This is a genomic window from Streptomyces sp. NPDC053069 (assembly GCF_044546895.1).
Lineage (GTDB): Bacteria > Actinomycetota > Actinomycetes > Streptomycetales > Streptomycetaceae > Streptomyces.
This window is the reverse complement of the sequence record NZ_JBITZN010000013.1, coordinates 137,445-154,284: the sequence shown is the minus strand read 5'-3', so window position 1 is coordinate 154,284 and position 16,840 is coordinate 137,445. Positions and strand designations below refer to the sequence as shown.

The following is a 16,840-nucleotide window of genomic DNA, read 5'->3' as shown; positions in this document are numbered from 1 at the left end:
GGCCGAGCGAGGAGACCGATGTCCTTCCGCAACCACACCGTCACCGATTACGTCGAGGACGTCTCGCCGGGCTCCGGGGCGCTGCCACCTCGTACCTGGTATGCCTCCTCGGACGCCAAGGCTCTGTCATTGAACGGCAGTTGGCGGTTCCGGCTGTCGCCGACGGCCGACGCCGAGGACGACTCCTTCGCCGAGGAGGGGTACGACGCCGGTGCCTGGGCGGAGATCCGGGTCCCCGGCCACTGGGTCCTCCAGGGCCACGGATCCCCGATCTACACCAACCACCTCTACCCTTTCCCCGTCGACCCGCCGCGCGTGCCGACCGAGAACCCGACCGGCGACCATCTGCGGGTCTTCGACCTGCCGGAGGACTGGCCGGACCTCGCCGAGGGCGGAGCGGTGCTGCGCTTCGACGGCGTGGAGTCCTGTGGCCGGGTATGGCTGAACGGCACGGACCTCGGCGCATTCAAGGGATCGCGGCTGCCGCACGAGTTCGCGGTCGGCCATCTGCTGAAGACTGTGGACAATGTACTGGCGGTCCGGGTCCACCAGTGGTCGGCCGGCTCCTATCTGGAGGACCAGGACCAGTGGTGGCTGCCGGGCATCTTCCGTGACGTCACCCTGCTGCACCGACCGGCGGGTGCGGCCCTCGACTTCTTCGTGCATGCCTCCTACGACCATCGCGCCGGCACCGGCACCCTGCGCGTCGACTCCGACGTGGACGGCCGGGTAACCGTTTCCGAACTCGGCATCGACATCGCGACCGGCGACAGCGTGACCGTGCCGGTCGAGCCGTGGTCGGCGGAGACGCCGCGGCGGTACGCGGGTGAGCTGGCCACCGAAGGCGAGCGGATCCCGCTGCGCATCGGTTTCCGCACGGTGGAGCTGTCGGACGGTCTGATCAAGGTCAACGGCAGGCCGGTGCTCTTCAAGGGCGTCAACCGGCACGAGTGGCACCCGGAGCAGGGACGCGCGCTGGACCGGGCGACCATGCGCGAGGACGTGCTGCTGATGAAACGGCACAACATCAACGCCGTCCGCACCTCCCACTACCCGCCGCACCCGGCCTTCCTGGACCTGTGCGACGAGTACGGCCTGTGGGTGATCGACGAGTGCGACCTCGAAACGCACGGCTTCACCGAGCAGGCCTGGCGGGACAACCCCGTCGACGACGACCGCTGGACCCCGGCCCTGCTGGACCGTGCCGCCCGCATGGTCGAACGGGACAAGAACCATCCCTCGGTCGTCGTCTGGTCCCTCGGCAACGAGGCCGGCACCGGCCGCGGCCTGACCGCGATGGCCCAGTGGATCAAGGGCCGCGACCCCTCCCGGCTCGTGCACTACGAGGGCGACCTCACCTGCCGGGACACGGATGTCTACGCACGGATGTACGCCGACCACGCCGAGGTCGAGCGCATCGGACGCCGCCTGGACGGCGGTCCGCACAGGCGGCGTGAACTCCCCTTCATCCTCTGCGAGTACGCCCACGCCATGGGCAACGGCCCCGGCGGACTCGCCGACTACCAGCGGCTGTTCGAGTCGTACGACCGACTCCAGGGCGCGTTCGTCTGGGAGTGGATCGACCACGGCATCGCGCATCCCGAGCTGGGCTACGCCTACGGCGGCGACTTCGGCGAGGAACTGCACGACGGCAACTTCGTCTGCGACGGCCTGCTCTTCCCGGACCGGGAGCCCTCTCCCGGGCTGATCGAGTACAAGAAGGTGATCGAGCCGGTCGCCATCGAAGGGGATGCCGCCGACGGCACCGTCCGCATCACCAACAAGTACGACTTCGCGGACCTGTCGGCGCTGGCGTTCACCTGGGCGTACCAGGTCAACGGCGAGACGGTCGAGTCCGGCACCCTGTCGGTGCCCGCGCTGGCACCCGGCGAGTCGGCCGAGGTGAAGCTGCCCGAGCCGCCGGTCGCCACCGCGGCCGGCGAGGCCCACTGGACGGTACGGGCCCTGCTCGCCGACGACACCCCCTGGGCACCGAAGGACCACGTCGTCGCCTGGGGCCAGTTCGCCGTGTCCGCACGCCGGCTGCCGTCGGTCCCGGCGACCGGGCGCCCGGTGCCCGGTGACGGCCGGATCACCCTGGGTCCGGCCGTCTTCGACGCCCGCACCGGTGCCCTGCGGGCGGTCGGCGGGGTGGAGGTGACCGGTCTGCGGCTGGACGTGTGGCGGGCCACCACCGACAACGACGACGGCGCCGCCTGGCAGACCGACATCCGCCACGGCCTGCTGTGGCGCAAGCTCGGCCTGCACCGCATGCGGCACCGGCTGGACGCGGTGGAGCCGGGCGACGAGGCGCTGACGGTCCGTACCCGAGTGGCGGCGGCGGCCTGTGAGACGGGCCTGTCGACCGTATACCGCTGGACGTCGGACGGAGATCGTCTACAGCTGACGGTGTCCGTGACGCCGGAGGGCGACTGGACGGTACCGCTTCCCCGGCTCGGCGTCCGCTTCGGATTGTCCGCAGCCGACCGTGTGCAGTGGTACGGCGGCGGCCCGGGTGAGGCGTATCCAGACAGCAGGATGGCGTCCGCAGTCGGCCGTTGGCAGTCGACTGTAGACGATCTGCAGACGCCGTACGTCCGCCCGCAGGAGAACGGCGCCCGCGCCGACGTCCGCTGGGCGGAGCTCGGCGGCCTGCGCATCGAGGGCGTCCCGGAGTTCTTCTTCACCGCCCGCCGCTGGACCACCGAGCAACTGGACGCGGCCGCGCACCGCACGGACCTCACCCCCCAAGACACGGTGTGGGTCAACCTCGACCACGGCCAGCACGGCCTCGGCTCCCAGTCCTGCGGCCCGGGCCCGCTCCCCCGGTATCACCTGCAGGCCGAGCCCGCCGAGTTCTCCTTCGTGTTCTCCACCACCCTCGCCCCGGAGACCAGCTGACCATCACCGGTCCTGAGGCCCACCTGGACGATGCCGACGGGCCCTGTGGTGGGACTGGCCGGCCGGGACGGCGGGTCTGCGGACCGCGCTGCTCGCGCTGGTGGCGGCGGGCTTGGGGCCGCGCTGCCCGCAGGCCGCACGGGAGCTCCGGCCGCCCGAGCCGCGGCGCACCCCGGTTCCGCCGATCAGGCCCTGCGGATCGGGGTGGTGAGGGCCGTGACAGCGAGCAGGACGCAGGTGGCGCCTGCGGTCAGGGCGGCCGGTGTGGTGCCCCAGTGTTCGGCGGCCCAGGTGAGCAGGGCCGCCCCGGCGGGGGCGGCGGAGTACTGGAGGGTCCAGTAGGCGGAGGTGACGCGGCCGAGCAGGTGCTCGGGGGTGACCTCCTGGCGCAGGGACATCGAGCAGGTGCCCGCGATGCCGACGCCGGCCAGGAAGGCGGCGGCGAGGACGGCGACCGCGGGCACGGTGCGCACCCAGCCGAGGCCGGCGCAGGCCAGCCCGCACAGCGCGGTCGCGCCGGTCCAGGCGGTGCCGAAGCCGAGCAGCCGGCGGATGCGGGCGACGAGCAGGGACCCGGCGATGGTGCCGAGCGCACCGGCGCCGAGGACGGTGCCGACCGTGCCGTCGTCGTGGCCGAGGTCGTGCTTGAGGTGGTAGATGACCAGGTCGTTCAGTCCGAGGGTGAGGAAGCTGAAGCCGAACAGCAGGACCGTGAGCGAGCGCAGCAGGGGGTGCCGGTACAGGAAGGCGACTCCGGTGCGCAGGTCCTGGCGCACGGTGCTGCGGCCGGGGGCGGGCGTGTCGTCACCGGCCCGGGCGCGCAGGCGTACCCAGCGCAGACACGCGGCGGAGGCGGCGAAGCTGGCCGCGTCGACGGCGATGGCGGCGGCCGGTCCGGTCCAGGCGGCGACGAGTCCCGCGCACGGCGGTCCGAGCACCCCGGCCGCCGCGGCGGTGGCGTTCAGCAGGCCGTTGGCCTCGGTGAGGCGCCCGGTGCCGACGAGGCCGCGGACGACGGTGACGTAGCCGACGGAGAAGAACATGCCGACGGCCTCGCAGACCGGCAGCACCGTGTAGAGCAGCCAGGTGTGCGGGCGGAAGGTCCAGACGAGCGGGATGAGGCCGTACAGCGCCATGCGCACGAGGTCGCAGGCGATGAGGAGCCGGCGCCGGTCGACGCGGTCCACCACGGTGCCGGCGAACACGGCCGCGAGGACGGCGGCGGCTCCGCCGGCGGCGGTGAGCAGCCCCATCCGGGCCACCGATCCGGTGGCCTCCAGGACCAGCAGCGGCAGGGCGATCAACGCGAAGGAGTCACCGAGGACGGAGAGCGTCTGCGCACCCCAGAAGACGGTGAAGTCCCTTTGCCGCCAGAGAGGTTGCGTGTTCTCGTGCGCCTCGCCGGCCCTGCGTCCGTTCCCCTTGCGTGTCTCGCGCCCCACAGGCTCCCCTCCCGCCGTTCGTTCAGCCTACGGAGTCGAGTACTCCCATGAGCCGCATGCGACCCATGGGACGACCCCTCGCGACACCCCCTGGAACCTAGGTATCCTAGGATTATCCCTAGCTACCCAAGGAGGAGGTGTCGGATGGCTCGAGCCGGTCTCACCGTCGACCGTGTCGTCGCGGCCGCCGCCGAACTCGCCGACGAGGCGGGCTTCGCGAACGTCACCCTGTCCGCGCTGGCCCGCCGCTTCGGCGTGAAGGACGCGAGCCTGTACTCGCATGTCCGGGGTCTGGACGACCTGCGTACCCGGCTCGCGCTGTACGCCGGCGGCGAACTGATCGACCGCATCGCGCCGGCCGTGGCGGGCCGCGCGGGCAAGGAGGCGCTGGCCGCCTTCGCCGGCGCCTACCGGGCCTACGCCCTGGAGCACCCCGGCCGGTACGCGGCCACGCAGATCCGTATCGACCAGTCCCTGATCGCCGGCTCCCCCGCGATGCGCCGCACCGCAGAGATCACCTACGGCATGCTGCGCGCCTACGGCCTGGACGAGCCCGACCTGACCGACGCCGTACGCCTGCTGCGGAGCACCTTCCACGGCTACTGCGCCCTGGAGTCGGCCGGCGGCTTCGGCGCCGACCGGGACGTAGAGGCCTCCTGGGACAAGGCGGTGCAGGCCCTGCACCTGGCACTGGAGCACTGGCCGCGCGAGACTCCAACGGGAGAAAACGGTTCATGACCGGGGAACTTCACTACGACGTGACGGGCAGCGGTCCCGTGCTGCTCGTCCTGCCGGGCGGTGCCGGGCATCCGATGGGGCTCGGGCCGCTGACCGAGCGGCTGGCGGCACGCTTCACCGTGGTCACCTACGACCCGCTCGGCCTCGCCCATGGGCGGCTGGGCCGGCCGGTGGCCGAGCAGCGGGTGACGGACTGGAGCGAGGGTGCGCACCGGGTGCTGGAGGCGGTGCTTCCGGCCGGCGGGTCCGCGTACGTGTTCGGGATGAGCTCCGGTGGTATCGCCGCCCTGGACCTGCTCGCCCGGCACCCGGAACGGCTCGCGCACGTGGTCGCGCACGAACCGCCCGTCGTGGGGGTCCTCGCGGACGCGGCCCGGCAGCGGGCGATGTTCGTGGAGGTGGCCGACACGTTTCGGGCCGCCGGTCTGCGGGCGGCCGGGGCCAGGCTGGCCGCCGTGCTCGACGGCGGACCCGTGCCCGCCCCGGAGGACGCCGATGCCCAACCACCCGCGCCCGGCGAGGAGTTGGCCGGCCCCATGGGTGTCTTCCTCACCCGGGTCCTGCACCCGTTCACCGCGTACGTGCCGGACGTGCCCGCCCTGCGGTCCGTTGCCGCACGTCTCACCCTGGCCGCGGGCAGCGGCTCCCGTGGCCGGCTGCTGCACCGTACGGCCACGACGGCGGCCGAGTCGGCCGGTGCCCGTTTCACCGAGTTCCCCGGCGGCCACGTCGGCGTGCTGGAGCACCCGGAGGAGTCCGCACGGTGTCTCGTGGACACCCTGTGGGCCGGCCGCTCCCCGTACCCGGCCGCGCTGTAATGCGCCGCTCGTCGGGGGCAACCCTTGCGGGAACGGCAGCCACCGTGAGGCATGGCACGCCGGGCGTCACCGACCACTGCGTGCCTCGGGGTCGGTCGTCCGAAGGCGTGAGACCCGCCCGTCGGAAGCGGTGAAGACGAAGGCGCTCCGAGCGCCGGAGGCCCAGCGGACGCGCAGTCCGTGATCCCCCTCGTGCTCCTCCGTCACGTTGACGGACACCAGGTCCCTGAGGGGCCGGGGGTCCGGTTCGCCGGTGAGCCGGGCGAGCGCGACGAACAGCGTGGCCCCACCCGTCCCGGTCTTCCCGGTCCTCCCGGTCTTCCCGGTCAGCCCCTCCGGCTCCGCCGACAGGCCCGAGACGGGCAGCAGATCGGCCCGGAGTCCGTCCGACGCCGGCCACCCGGTGACCCGCACCGGTGTCCCGGGCTCGGCGCCGACCACGAGATGGGCGCGCACCTCCACCGCCCCCTCGGCGAGCACGAGGCTGGTGACGGTGATCCCGTCGCGCACGGTGTGCCGGGAGGCGATCCACCCCTCGCCGGTGCCGAGCGGCTCGATCCGGGTGCGGCTCGGTTCACCGCCGACGATCACGCTGTTGTCGTACGACACCGCGGGCACGGTCGCGGTCGAGTAGGCGAGCCGGGTGTAGCAGGGGTCGTAGCGGACGTCCTCGCTGCCGTGGTTGTGCAGCCGTACCAGTCCGTCCGAACGGGTCGACTGCAGCAGCCAGTTGGGGACGGGCAGCGGGCACACCTCGTCCGCGCGGTCCGCCGGGGCCGGTTCCTCGGGCGCCGTCCATACTTCGTGCTCCGGTGGCAGCAGCAGGCCGAGAAAGCCTTTGCCGGCCCAGTACGGGGAGGCCGGGCCGGAATAGCTCTGTACGAGCGTCTCGTCGGGGCCGAGCCAGCCCAGCGGGAGCAGACCGCGCTCGTCGACCGCACCGCCGTCGAGGAAGTACCGCAGCGCACCGGAGGCCAGGCGCCGCGTCTCGCCGGGAGCCAGGGGGGTGTGGCCGGTCAGGGCGCCGAGCCAGAGCGGCGCCGTCGTCGCGAAGCGGTAGGTGAGGGAGCGGCCCTGCTGCAGGGGGGCGCCGTCGCTGCCGAAGAAGCGGGCGTGGTCGGCGAGGTGGCGTGACAACCGTCGACCGTATGCAGAAAGCAGTTCACTGTCGTCCGCCAGCCATGCGTGGACGACTGTATACAGATGCATGGCCCAGCCGTTGTAGTAGTCGAACTTCCGGCCGTCGCCGTCGGTGTACCAGCCGTCGCCGAGATACCAGCCCTCGATCCGCTCCAGGCCCCGGCCGATCGCCTTGCGGGCCGCCTCCGGCCGGTGACCGATCTCCTGCAGGAAGCCGCCGACGGTGACCGGGAACAACTCCCAGTTGCACGGCCAGGGTTCGGCGGTCAGCGCGTCCGCCAGCCAGTCGGCGGTGCGCTGCCGCACGGAGTCGTCCAGCCGGTCCCACAGCAGCGGCCGGGTCAGCCGCAGGGCGAGGGCGACGGACGCGGCCTCGACGAGTGGCTGGCTGCGGTCCTCGATGCGCGGCCAGACCCCGCCGGGACCGGTCGCGAGTCCGTCGGCGTAGCGGCCGAGCGCCGTCTCGTCGCGGCGGAAGGCGGCCAGCAGCAGCGTACGGGCGTATCCCTCCAGGCCGTCGGAGAGGTGGCCGGCGTGGCTCACATGGTCGCCGGGGAGGTGGTAGAGGGCACGGTCGGGGGTGGCGTAGGGCTCGACGGCGGCCAGCAGGGCGTCGGCGGCGGCCTCCCAGTGGGCGCGGGTGTAACCGGTGTACGGACTGGACGCGCGGTCATCCGCGGGCAGTTCGATCACGGCGGCGGCTTTCCTTCCTGGCACGGCCTGGGGCGCCCCGGTTCCGGTCGGGGCGTCCCAGGGCTTCGTCCCACCCGCACGGCGCCCTCGGGCACCAGATGCAGGGCGAGAAGCTCGTCGCGGAGGTCGTAGAAGTCCTTGGACGCCTCCGGTCCGAGGGACCGCCGCGCCGCGGGAGTATTGGGGGTTTCCTCAAACCCCCGGCCTGACTGGTTCATGTAGGAATCTACGAAGACCCGGTCTCGACCTGCGGAAGCTTTCATGTCTTCCGCTCCTGGCCGGCTTCCCCCGGTTGGCTGTGTACTCCTCACACAAGTTGCAACGGGGACAAGGCGAGTTGTGACGAAGCAAGGGATGAGTGCCGTGGGGCGTTCCGGCCCCGCTCGACCATCCTGACATCTTGCCGAACTAGGGGGAAAGCCTTGACTGAAACGTTGTCCGGTCGACATGTCGAGATTGCCTGGCCTGATCTGGGCATCACCGTTACCGCTGAACTCGACGATCGCAACACCGTGCTGGCCGATGCGCTGTGGGAGGCGTTGCCCTACCAGAGCCTGCAAGGGCACGCACTGGTGGCGGGACAGCATCTGTACCACGTGGCACCGATCCATTCGCTGCTGCATCTGTCCGCGACGTACCGGCTTGCCGACCGGCGCGAGGCACCCGACGGAACGGTCTTCTGTTCCGCTCTGCAGCACCTGGGGATCAAGTACGGCACATTGACCGAACCGATGCCGGCGTCGCCGGTGGGCCAGGTCCGGCCGCAGGACATGCCGGCTCTGCGAGAGGTCGGGCGCGCGGTGTGGGATGCGGTGTATTCGACGAAGAAGCCGCTCCTGGTGGAAGTGCGCAGGGCAGGCATGGCAGGCGGCCACCGCATCCCCCGTCTGACGGCCGCCGACCCCGACGCGGACCTCCTGCTCCGCGACGTACACGCCGAGACCGAGCGGATCTGGCTGTCCGAGCCGGCCGAGCTCGGTGATCTGCACCGGGGGTGGATACCGTCCGGGGCCGGCACCTTCGAGACGGTTCTGCCCACCCTCCTGTTCGTCAACGGTGAGACGCGTCCACTGGGGTATGCGAGCTACGGCGGTCTGGTCCGGGCCGTGGTCGGTGGCATGCCGATGGACTCCCTGCGCCAGATGACACGCCTGTTGGTCGGTGTCCCTGCCGAGTTCCTGGGCTACTGCGGCCTGGAGAAGCTGTGGGCCTTCACGCAGCGTTTCCTGTCCTGCCTCGACCGCCTCGAACGCGACGACTTCCTGGCCGTGGTGAGCCAGATGGCCCTCTACGTCAACTGCCTGGGCGGCTGGAACCTGCATCTGTTCCCGTGGGACGCCGGAGACCACCTGCGCCAGCTGCCCCTCACCGAAGCGGGTCAGCGGTCATGAGCCCTCTGCCCGAGCGTACGGACGTCGTCGTCATCGGCGGAGGGGTTGTCGGGACCTCCGTAGCGTGCCATCTCGCCGAGACCGGCATCCGCACCGTCCTGCTGGAGCGCGGCACGCTGGGATCGGGAGCGTCCGGGGCCACGGCGGGCGTGCTGCGGACCTACTTTCCCGGCGATCCCCAGACCGGCGGCCTTGCCGTCCGCAGTTTGGCGGCCTATCAGTCCTTCACCGAGCGGACCGGAACTCCCCTCGGCCTGCAGCGGGTCGGCTTCCTGGTGGTGTTCACCGAAGAGCACCAGGTGGAGGAGTTCCGACGCACCCGGGCCGCCCAGCATGCCGCGGGAGTGGACGTCGAACTGGTGACCGCATCCGAAGCGGTGCGGCTCAACCCGCTGCTCGGCGAGCGCGGCGTCCTCGCGGCAGCCTGGGCGCCCGAGGCCTACGCCTGCGACCCCGCCGCCATCGTGCGCGGCTACGCCGCAGCCGCCCAGGAGGCGGGCGCCGACCTGCGTACGGAAACACCCGTCACCGGCATCGGCCCCGACGGCCAGGTCCACACCCCCAGGGGCAGCATCCTCGCGGAAACCGTCGTCTGCGCGGCCGGCCCCTGGTCACGGACGGTCGCCTCCATGGCCGGTGTCGACCTCCCCGTGACCACGTACCCCATCGAACTGCTCCTCACCGACGCACCCGCCGCCCCGCTCAGCACCCTGCCGATGACCCTGCACGCCTCCTCCGGCCTGCGGATCCGGGCATGGAAGGACCGCATCCTCGTCGGTATGGGCCGCCCCGGCCCGGACGAATCCCGGCAGGCGTGGCTCCAGCGGCTGTCCCGTCAGCTCGGCACCACCTACCCGGTCCTCGACGGCATCCGCCTGTACCGCGGGTGGAGCGGAGCCTTCGACGGCAGCCCGAACGGGAGCGGCTTCATCGGCCGGGCTCCCTCCCGCCCCTTCCTCTACGCGGCGGGATTCTCCGGCCAGGGACTGTGCCAGGCACCCGCAGCCGGGGAGATCGTCCGTGACCTCGTGGCCGGCAAGTAGCCCCGGACGAAGAAGGGAATTGTCATGATTGTCTTGGGGTGCAACGGCTTCACTCACGTTTCGGGAATCTTCGCCGAACACTTCGGCGCGGTCGGCACCGAAAGGCACTACCTCCTCGGGCACGACGCGGGTGCGTCACTCCTGGTGGACGGCGAGCTGGTCGCCGCCGTGGAGGAAGAGCGGCTGAACCGCGAGAAGAAGACCTCCGACTTTCCGGTCAACGCGGTGCAGTGGTGCCTTGAATCGGCGGGACTGGAGTTCTCCGACGTCGACCTCATCGCCGTCCCCTGGGACTTCTCCGCGGAGGTCCTGGACGGAATGCTGTCCGACATCACATCCGCGCCCATGGCGCCCTCGGCGAAGCTGGATCTCGTCAGGGACATCGGCGAGCTGTTCACCGGGGCCGTCGGCCATGACGCGATCCTCGCCGACTTCGCCGCGCGCACCGGCTTCACGCCCGATCCGGACAAGGTGGTGTTCGTACCGCACCACCTCGCCCACGCGATGACCGGCTATTACCTGGCGGGCATGAAGGACGCCGCGTTCCTCGTCAGTGACGGCCGCGCCGAACGATTCTCGTCGCTGACCGGAGAAATCCGCGACGGCCGGATCCGTGTCTTCGACGAGTCGACCATCGGCGCGGAATACTCGATGGGGCTCCTGTTCGCCGCGATCACGCGCTACCTGGGCTTCGTGCCCAACAATGACGAGTACAAGATCATGGGCCTGGCCGGATTCGGCAAGCCCCCCGCACCGAACCCGTTCCTGGAGCACATCGTCGAACTGCAGGAGGACGGGCGCTACACCTTCTGCAGGCCCCTGGAGACGGACAACCCGCGCGGTTTCGACCCCCTCTTCGAGCAGCACTTCGGCCCTGTGCAGGACACCCTTGAGTACAAGGCCCGGGTGGCTGCCGCGGCTCAGGAGATGCTCACCGTCGTCACGAACCACCAGCTCCGCGCGCTGGAAGGAAAGACGGATCTGAACCGCCTGCTGTTCGAAGGCGGCGTGGCGCTGAACTGCCTGAACAACACCCCGCTGTTCGAGGCGTCGCGGTTCGACGACATGGACGTGAGTTTCGGCGCCAGCGACACCGGCATCACCATCGGCGCCGCGGTCCACGCCTGGCTCCATCACTCTGACCACGCCGGCAGAAACAAGTCCGCGCCGCCGGTCACTCCGTACCTCGGACCGGAATACGACGACTCGACGATCGAGCAGGCCCTGCGGGAGTCCGCCGGTCGAGTGGTGTGGAAGAGGCTGGACGACGACGAGGTCGTCGCCCAGGTGGCGGAACTTCTCACCGAGAAGGTCGTCATCGGCTGGTACGAGGGCCGGATCGAGCACGGCCCTCGGGCATTGGGGCATCGCAGTATTCTCGCGAACCCCAAGTTCCCGGACATCAAGGACATCATCAATACCCGGGTGAAACACCGTGAACCGTTCCGCCCGTTCGCACCGCTCGTCCTTGAGTCGGACGCGCCGAAGGTCTTCGACATGGGGCGCAAAGCGCGTTCGCCGTACATGACGTTCGTCTTCCCGGTGCGGCCTGAATTCCGCGACGTGATTCCCGGTGCGACCCACGTCGACGGCACCTCCAGGGTGCAGACGATCACCGGCCGGGACACGCCGCGGCTGGCGGCCCTGCTGGGCCGGTTCACCGAACTCACCGACGTGCCCTGCCTGATCAACACCTCGTTCAACGTCGCCGGCGAACCGATCGTCTGCACCCCCGCCGACGCCCTGAACTGCTTCCTCGGAACGGAGATCGACCACCTCGTGCTCGGCAACTATCTCGTCACCAAGCCGGAGACCGCCCGATGACCACCCGGACGTCGCCGGCCCGCACCCCCCGGGATCTCAGCAGCGCGGCGTTCACGCGGTGCTTACCCGCCAGGACGTCTCCGGCGAGAGCGTCCAACGCCCTCTCCGCCCTGTCCGCCCCCTCCACCCTCTCCCCGAAGGACTCACCATGACCATCCACACCCAGGAAACGACCGTCCAGGAGTTCGAGCGCGCCTGGATGCACAAGGCGATCACGTTGGCCACCGACAGCGTGGCGAACGGCGGCGGTCCGTTCGGCGCGCTGGTCGCCAAGGACGGCGAGGTCGTCGCGACCGGGAACAACCAGGTCACCTCGACCCTGGACCCGGTCGCACACGCCGAGGTGAGCGCGATGCGCGCCGCCTGCAAGAAGCTGAACACCTTCTCGCTCGAGGGGTGTGTCCTGATCACGTCCTGTGAGCCGTGCCCTATGTGTCTGGCCGCCTCACTGTGGGCGCGCGTCGACCGGCTCGTCTACTCCGCCGACCGGCACGACGCCGCGGTGGCCGGCTTCGACGACCGCACCTTCTACGACCTGTTCGAGAAGAGGCCCCAGTCGATGTGGCCGATGTCGGTGGAGCACCTGGACCTGCCGAACCGCACGGCGCCGTTCGACGCGTGGCTGGCCAAAGCCGACCGCATCGCCTACTGACATCACTGACGAGGAGTTCCCGTGACGATCACGCGTAAGCACACGATGCACCACTCGACGATCGTCGACGCCGATCCGGACACCGTCTGGGCGGAGGTCCGCGACCCCATGAAGCTGGTGAAGATCGTGTCCGGACCTGCGGTGAAGGACGTGAGCTGGGCCGAGGACGGCGCGCTGGAACGGGTTCCGGCACGGTACGACTTCACGCTGGTGTTCAACGAAGGCCTGGTCCAGCAGGAGGTCGCCGGACGCAACGAGGTGGAGCGGTCCTCCACCTACCGAGCCGTCGCGCCGACCTCGGGCGTCTCCAGCTATCTCGCCACCCTTCGGGTCCGTCCGATCACCAACGATCCGGACCGCAGCTACTTCGAGTGGTCGCGAGAGCTGACGATCGCCGACGGCGCCGACCCCGAAGTCATCGAGGGCATCATCGCCATGATGGAGCGACAGACGAACTCGGTGCGCGATCACTTCGCACCGTCGGCGAACTAGGGGGTGTCGTGTGGCCGCCCCGGTCACCCCCGGCAGGCCGGCCGGCCGGGGCACGGCGACGACACTCGTGCTGCTGCGGCACGGTGAGACGCCACTGACGCCAGAGAAACGGTTGTCCGGCAGTGGCGGCCCGGATCCGTCGCTGTCGGAGACCGGGCGGCGGCAGGCCGAGGCGACCGCCGCACTGCTGGCCGCCCGCGGCGTCGTACAGGCGATCGTCTCCTCACCGCTGCGGCGCTGCCGGGAGACGGCTGAGGCGGTAGCCGGGCAGCTGGGCCTTCCCGTACACGTCGAGAAGGACCTGCGGGAGGCGGACTTCGGCGCCTGGGAAGGGCTGACCTTCGCGGAGGTGCGCGAGCACTACCCGGATGACCTGACGGCGTGGCTGAAGTCCGCGGCGGCGGCACCCTCGGGCGGCGGCGAATCGCTCGACGCGGTGGCACGGCGGGTGGCGGCGGCACGGGACGCGCTGCTGACCCGGCATGCCGGGGGAACGGTGCTGGTCGTCTCGCACGTCGTGCCGCTCAGGACGCTGGTGCGGCTGGCGCTGGGTGCGCCGCCGCAGTCGCTGTTCCGGATGGAACTGGCGGCGGCGTCACTGTCGGCGGTGGCGTACTTCGCGGACGGGGAGGCGTCGGTGCAGCTGCTCAATGACACGGGGCACCTTCGGCAGGCGGGGGCACCGTAAGCTCCGGTCCCGAGCGGCCCTCACCCCCTGGTGCATCGCGGAACAAATCCTTAGCGTCATGACATGATCAGCAACACCTCCCCCAGCCTCGCCGACGCGCTCGCCGCCGGGACGGTCGTGCTCGACGGCGGCATGTCCAACCAGCTGGAGTCCGCCGGGTACGACCTGAGCGACGAGCTGTGGTCGGCGCGGCTGCTCGCCGAGCGGCCGGAAGCGGTTGCGGAAGCCCATCTCGCGTACTTCCGCGCGGGCGCCGACGTGGCCATCACCGCCGGGTACCAGGCCACCTTCGAAGGCTTCGCGCGACGCGGTATCGGTCATGACGACGCAGCGCGCCTGCTCATGCTGAGCGTGGACCTCGCCCGGGACGCCGCCCGGCAGGCCGGGGACGAGGGCGTCGAACGGCCTCTGTGGGTGGCGGCCTCGGTCGGGCCGTACGGCGCGATGCTCGCGGACGGATCCGAGTACCGGGGCCGTTACGGGCTGAGCGTGGCAGAGCTGGAGCGGTTCCACCGGCCGCGCATGGAGGTGCTGGCCGCCGCCGCGCCGGACGTCCTCGCGCTGGAGACCGTGCCGGACGCCGACGAGGGTGCCGCGCTGATGCGGGCGGTACGCGGACTCGGAGTGCCGGCCTGGCTGTCGTACACCGTCGACGGCCGGCGAACGCGTGCCGGACAGCCCCTGGAGGAAGCGTTCGGCCTCGCCGCCGACGTGGAAGAGGTGATCGCGGTCGGAGTGAACTGCTGCGCGCCCGACGACGTGGAACCCGCGGTGGAGATCGCGGCGCGGGTCACCGGCAGGCCGGTCGTCGTCTATCCGAACAGCGGGGAGACCTGGGATGCCGAGGCACGCGCCTGGACGGGGCGTACGCGATTCGGCGCCGGGCAGGTCGGGACGTGGCGGGACGCGGGCGCACGGCTCATCGGGGGATGCTGCCGGGTGGGGCCGGAGGCGATCACTTCGATCGCGCGGGCGCTGGGCAGGGCCTGAGCCGCTCGTCCGGCGCCGAGGCACCTGCCCGTGTCCCTACGGCGCAGCTCGTACGGCACCTGGCCCGCAGGCCCCCGGGGCGCCGGCTGTCGACCGTCGGCCGTCGGCCGTCGACTGTCGGCCGTCGGCTGTCAGCGGCGTCGGCTCCCGGCCGACCGTCGCAACCGCCGTACCGCCGCCGCCAGTTCCGCTCCGGGGGCCCTGATGTCGTCGGCAGGGTCGGGGGACGGGGTCGTGGGGGAGGTCTGCCAGAGCGTGCATGCTGCATCCCGTGGACCGTATGCGATATGCGGTTCACCGTCGCCGAAGATCCGCACCGGATGGGATGCGTCCCAGGCCTGCCAGCCGGGATTCCCGGTCGTCGCGAAGCGCACCCAGGCTCCGTGCATCGCGTCGCACAGTTCCTGCGGGGCGCCCTCGCCGGCCAGTTTCTTCGATTCGGGTATGTCACCGCTGTCGAAGACGAATCCCAGCTCAAGGGCATGGCATGCACCGAGGCCGGGAAGCCGGGACGGCCAGGCGAACTCGTACAGGTAGGAGGTGCCCGGGCGGGCGTCGGCGAGACGGTGCAGCGGAACGCGCAGCAGGTGGTCGGTGACCATCTGGCCGACGATCTCGGCGGTGCCGGCGTCGGGGTGCAGGGTGCGGTAGCCGCGCGGTACCTCGTGGCCGGCGTGGCAGCGGGCCATGGCCCCCGCGAGGGCGACGGGGCCGAGCCGGTCGACGCGCTCCAGCAGCCCGCCGGGCACCAGCCAGAGCCGGTACTCGTCGCGGGTCCAGCCCAGGAGCAGCTCGACGCCGGGGGCGGCGTCACCGTCGATCAGGGCCTTGAGCGGGTCGCGGGGCACGAGGTCGCCGTCCACGACGATGCCGAACTGCGGTCCGCCCAGGACGGGGCTGCTGAGCCGGCCGGCCTCGGCCTGGGCGCGCAGCAGCAGGTCGCGGTCGACGGCGGCGAAGGCCGCCGCGGTGGCGGGGATCTTCAGCCGGGTGGCCATGCGGCGCACCATGCGCCGTACCTTGTCGCGCTCGGAGACCTCGGGCGGGCCGCTCTGCAGCACCGCCCGGCGGATCAGGCCGCGGGTGTGGGGTGCGGCGAGCAGAACACCGGCGCTGATGGCGCCGGCCGACTGGCCGCACAGGGTGATCCGGTCCGGGTCGCCGCCGAAGGCCGCGATGGCGTCGTGCACCCAGCACAGGGCGGCCAGCTGGTCGCGCAGGCCGGGGTTCGGGGGTGCGTCCGGGAACAGTCCGTAGCCCTCGACGCCGAGCCGGTAGTTGACCGAGACGCAGACCACGCCGTCCCGGGCGAAGGTGGCCCCGTTGTACACGGGCACGGCCGAGGATCCCCTCGTGAGGGCGCCGCCGTGCAGCCAGACGAGGACCGGGAGCCGGGCTCCGTGACCGGGGTCCGGGGTCCATACGTTGATGTTGAGGCAGTCGTCGCCGGGGATTTCCGGGTCGGAGAGATACTGCGCGAACGCCTCGGAGTACGGCGGTTTCGGCGCGGTCGGCCCGAAGGCCCCGGCGTCGCGCACGCCGTACCAGGGCTCGGGCGGCTCGGGCGGGCGGAACCGGCGGGGCCCGAAGGGCGGGGCGGCGTACGGGATGCCCCGGAACACCGCGATGCCGTGCTCGTACCGGCCGCGTACGGCCCCGTACGGCGTCCGGACCACAGGGTCCGCCCGGTCTGTTCCGGCCGCGGGGTTCGCCTGGTCTGCCGTCATCGCCCACCAGCCCTTCGCCGCGCACTCGTGCACGCGCACTTGTGCACTGTGCAACAACAGAGCACCACAAGAGCGTCCCGTATTCCGGCGCACGGGCGCGCGGGAGGGCCGTTCGGGTTACGGAGGGGCGGTGCGTGCGGGGTCGGTCACTTGGCGGGAAGCTGTTGGCCCGCCGGCGCAGGGCGTTCCGGTAGGCGGCGGCACACCGGCTCCGCGTCCCCACCCTGCACTGTCCGAACCGCCTGCACCACCGGGACCGCCCCGGCCAAATCGGGCCCCGCCCCCACCGATTGACCGGCCA

Annotated in this window: 12 protein-coding genes and 1 pseudogene; 10 read left to right on the top strand and 3 right to left on the bottom strand. The window is 71.3% G+C overall.

All coding sequences use genetic code 11. The features are described from left to right. The first annotated feature begins 18 nt into the window (after nt 1-18). A complete protein-coding gene (locus ACIGXP_RS28115; RefSeq protein ID WP_399773072.1) occupies nt 19-2,901 on the top strand; it encodes a glycoside hydrolase family 2 TIM barrel-domain containing protein in 2,883 nt (960 codons plus the stop codon). Between the two features lie 185 nt (nt 2,902-3,086). On the opposite strand, the gene ACIGXP_RS28110 is transcribed toward ACIGXP_RS28115, so the two are convergent. Beyond that, nucleotides 3,087-4,343 carry an MFS transporter gene (locus ACIGXP_RS28110; RefSeq protein WP_399772848.1) on the bottom strand — a complete coding sequence of 419 codons (1,257 nt, stop codon included), beginning with the start codon at nt 4,341-4,343 and terminating at the stop codon, nt 3,087-3,089. Between the two features lie 144 nt (nt 4,344-4,487). Here ACIGXP_RS28110 and ACIGXP_RS28105 point away from each other — a divergent pair, with 144 nt between their 5' ends. Next, a complete protein-coding gene (locus ACIGXP_RS28105) occupies nt 4,488-5,081 on the top strand; it encodes a TetR/AcrR family transcriptional regulator (RefSeq protein ID WP_399772845.1) in 594 nt (197 codons plus the stop codon). Further along, the gene (locus tag ACIGXP_RS28100) at nt 5,078-5,899 is read left to right on the top strand and encodes an alpha/beta fold hydrolase (protein WP_399772841.1); all 822 of its coding nucleotides are present in this window, start codon (nt 5,078-5,080) and stop codon (nt 5,897-5,899) included. The genes ACIGXP_RS28105 and ACIGXP_RS28100 overlap by 4 nt, the downstream gene beginning before the upstream one ends. A gap of 66 nt (nt 5,900-5,965) precedes the next feature. Here the strand turns inward: ACIGXP_RS28100 and ACIGXP_RS28095 are convergent, their stop codons facing one another. Beyond that, nucleotides 5,966-7,729 carry a DUF2264 domain-containing protein gene (locus ACIGXP_RS28095; RefSeq protein WP_399773070.1) on the bottom strand — a complete coding sequence of 588 codons (1,764 nt, stop codon included), beginning with the start codon at nt 7,727-7,729 and terminating at the stop codon, nt 5,966-5,968. A 437-nt stretch (nt 7,730-8,166) separates the two neighbouring features. On the opposite strand from ACIGXP_RS28095, the gene ACIGXP_RS28090 reads away from it, so the two are divergent. From ACIGXP_RS28090 to mmuM, 7 genes and pseudogenes are all read left to right on the top strand, one after another. Beyond that, nucleotides 8,167-9,123 (top strand): hypothetical protein, encoded by a 957-nt coding sequence (locus ACIGXP_RS28090; RefSeq protein WP_399772839.1) that lies wholly within the window; start codon nt 8,167-8,169, stop codon nt 9,121-9,123. Continuing rightward, nucleotides 9,120-10,166: an NAD(P)/FAD-dependent oxidoreductase gene (locus ACIGXP_RS28085; protein ID WP_399772836.1), complete on the top strand. Its 1,047-nt coding sequence runs from the start codon at nt 9,120-9,122 to the stop codon at nt 10,164-10,166. Before ACIGXP_RS28090 ends, ACIGXP_RS28085 begins: the two co-directional genes overlap by 4 nt. Before the next feature lie 24 nt (nt 10,167-10,190). Then, a complete protein-coding gene (locus tag ACIGXP_RS28080; RefSeq protein ID WP_399772833.1) occupies nt 10,191-11,990 on the top strand; it encodes a carbamoyltransferase in 1,800 nt (599 codons plus the stop codon). A 148-nt stretch (nt 11,991-12,138) separates the two neighbouring features. Further along, entirely contained in the window at nt 12,139-12,642 is a 504-nt protein-coding gene (locus tag ACIGXP_RS28075; RefSeq protein ID WP_363217656.1) for a nucleoside deaminase, read from the top strand. A gap of 21 nt (nt 12,643-12,663) precedes the next feature. Beyond that, a complete protein-coding gene (locus ACIGXP_RS28070) occupies nt 12,664-13,134 on the top strand; it encodes an SRPBCC family protein (protein WP_363217657.1) in 471 nt (156 codons plus the stop codon). A gap of 49 nt (nt 13,135-13,183) precedes the next feature. Continuing rightward, nucleotides 13,184-13,822 (top strand): annotated as a pseudogene (locus ACIGXP_RS28065) (histidine phosphatase family protein); the annotation flags it as partial. A gap of 63 nt (nt 13,823-13,885) precedes the next feature. Continuing rightward, complete coding sequence (gene mmuM / locus ACIGXP_RS28060; RefSeq protein WP_399772831.1) at nt 13,886-14,812, top strand: homocysteine S-methyltransferase; 927 nt, start codon at nt 13,886-13,888, stop codon at nt 14,810-14,812. Nucleotides 14,813-14,943: 131 nt separating this feature from the next. Here mmuM and ACIGXP_RS28055 read toward each other — a convergent pair whose 3' ends face one another. Then, nucleotides 14,944-16,539: a carboxylesterase/lipase family protein gene (locus tag ACIGXP_RS28055; protein WP_399773068.1), complete on the bottom strand. Its 1,596-nt coding sequence runs from the start codon at nt 16,537-16,539 to the stop codon at nt 14,944-14,946. Nucleotides 16,540-16,840 lie beyond the last annotated feature (301 nt).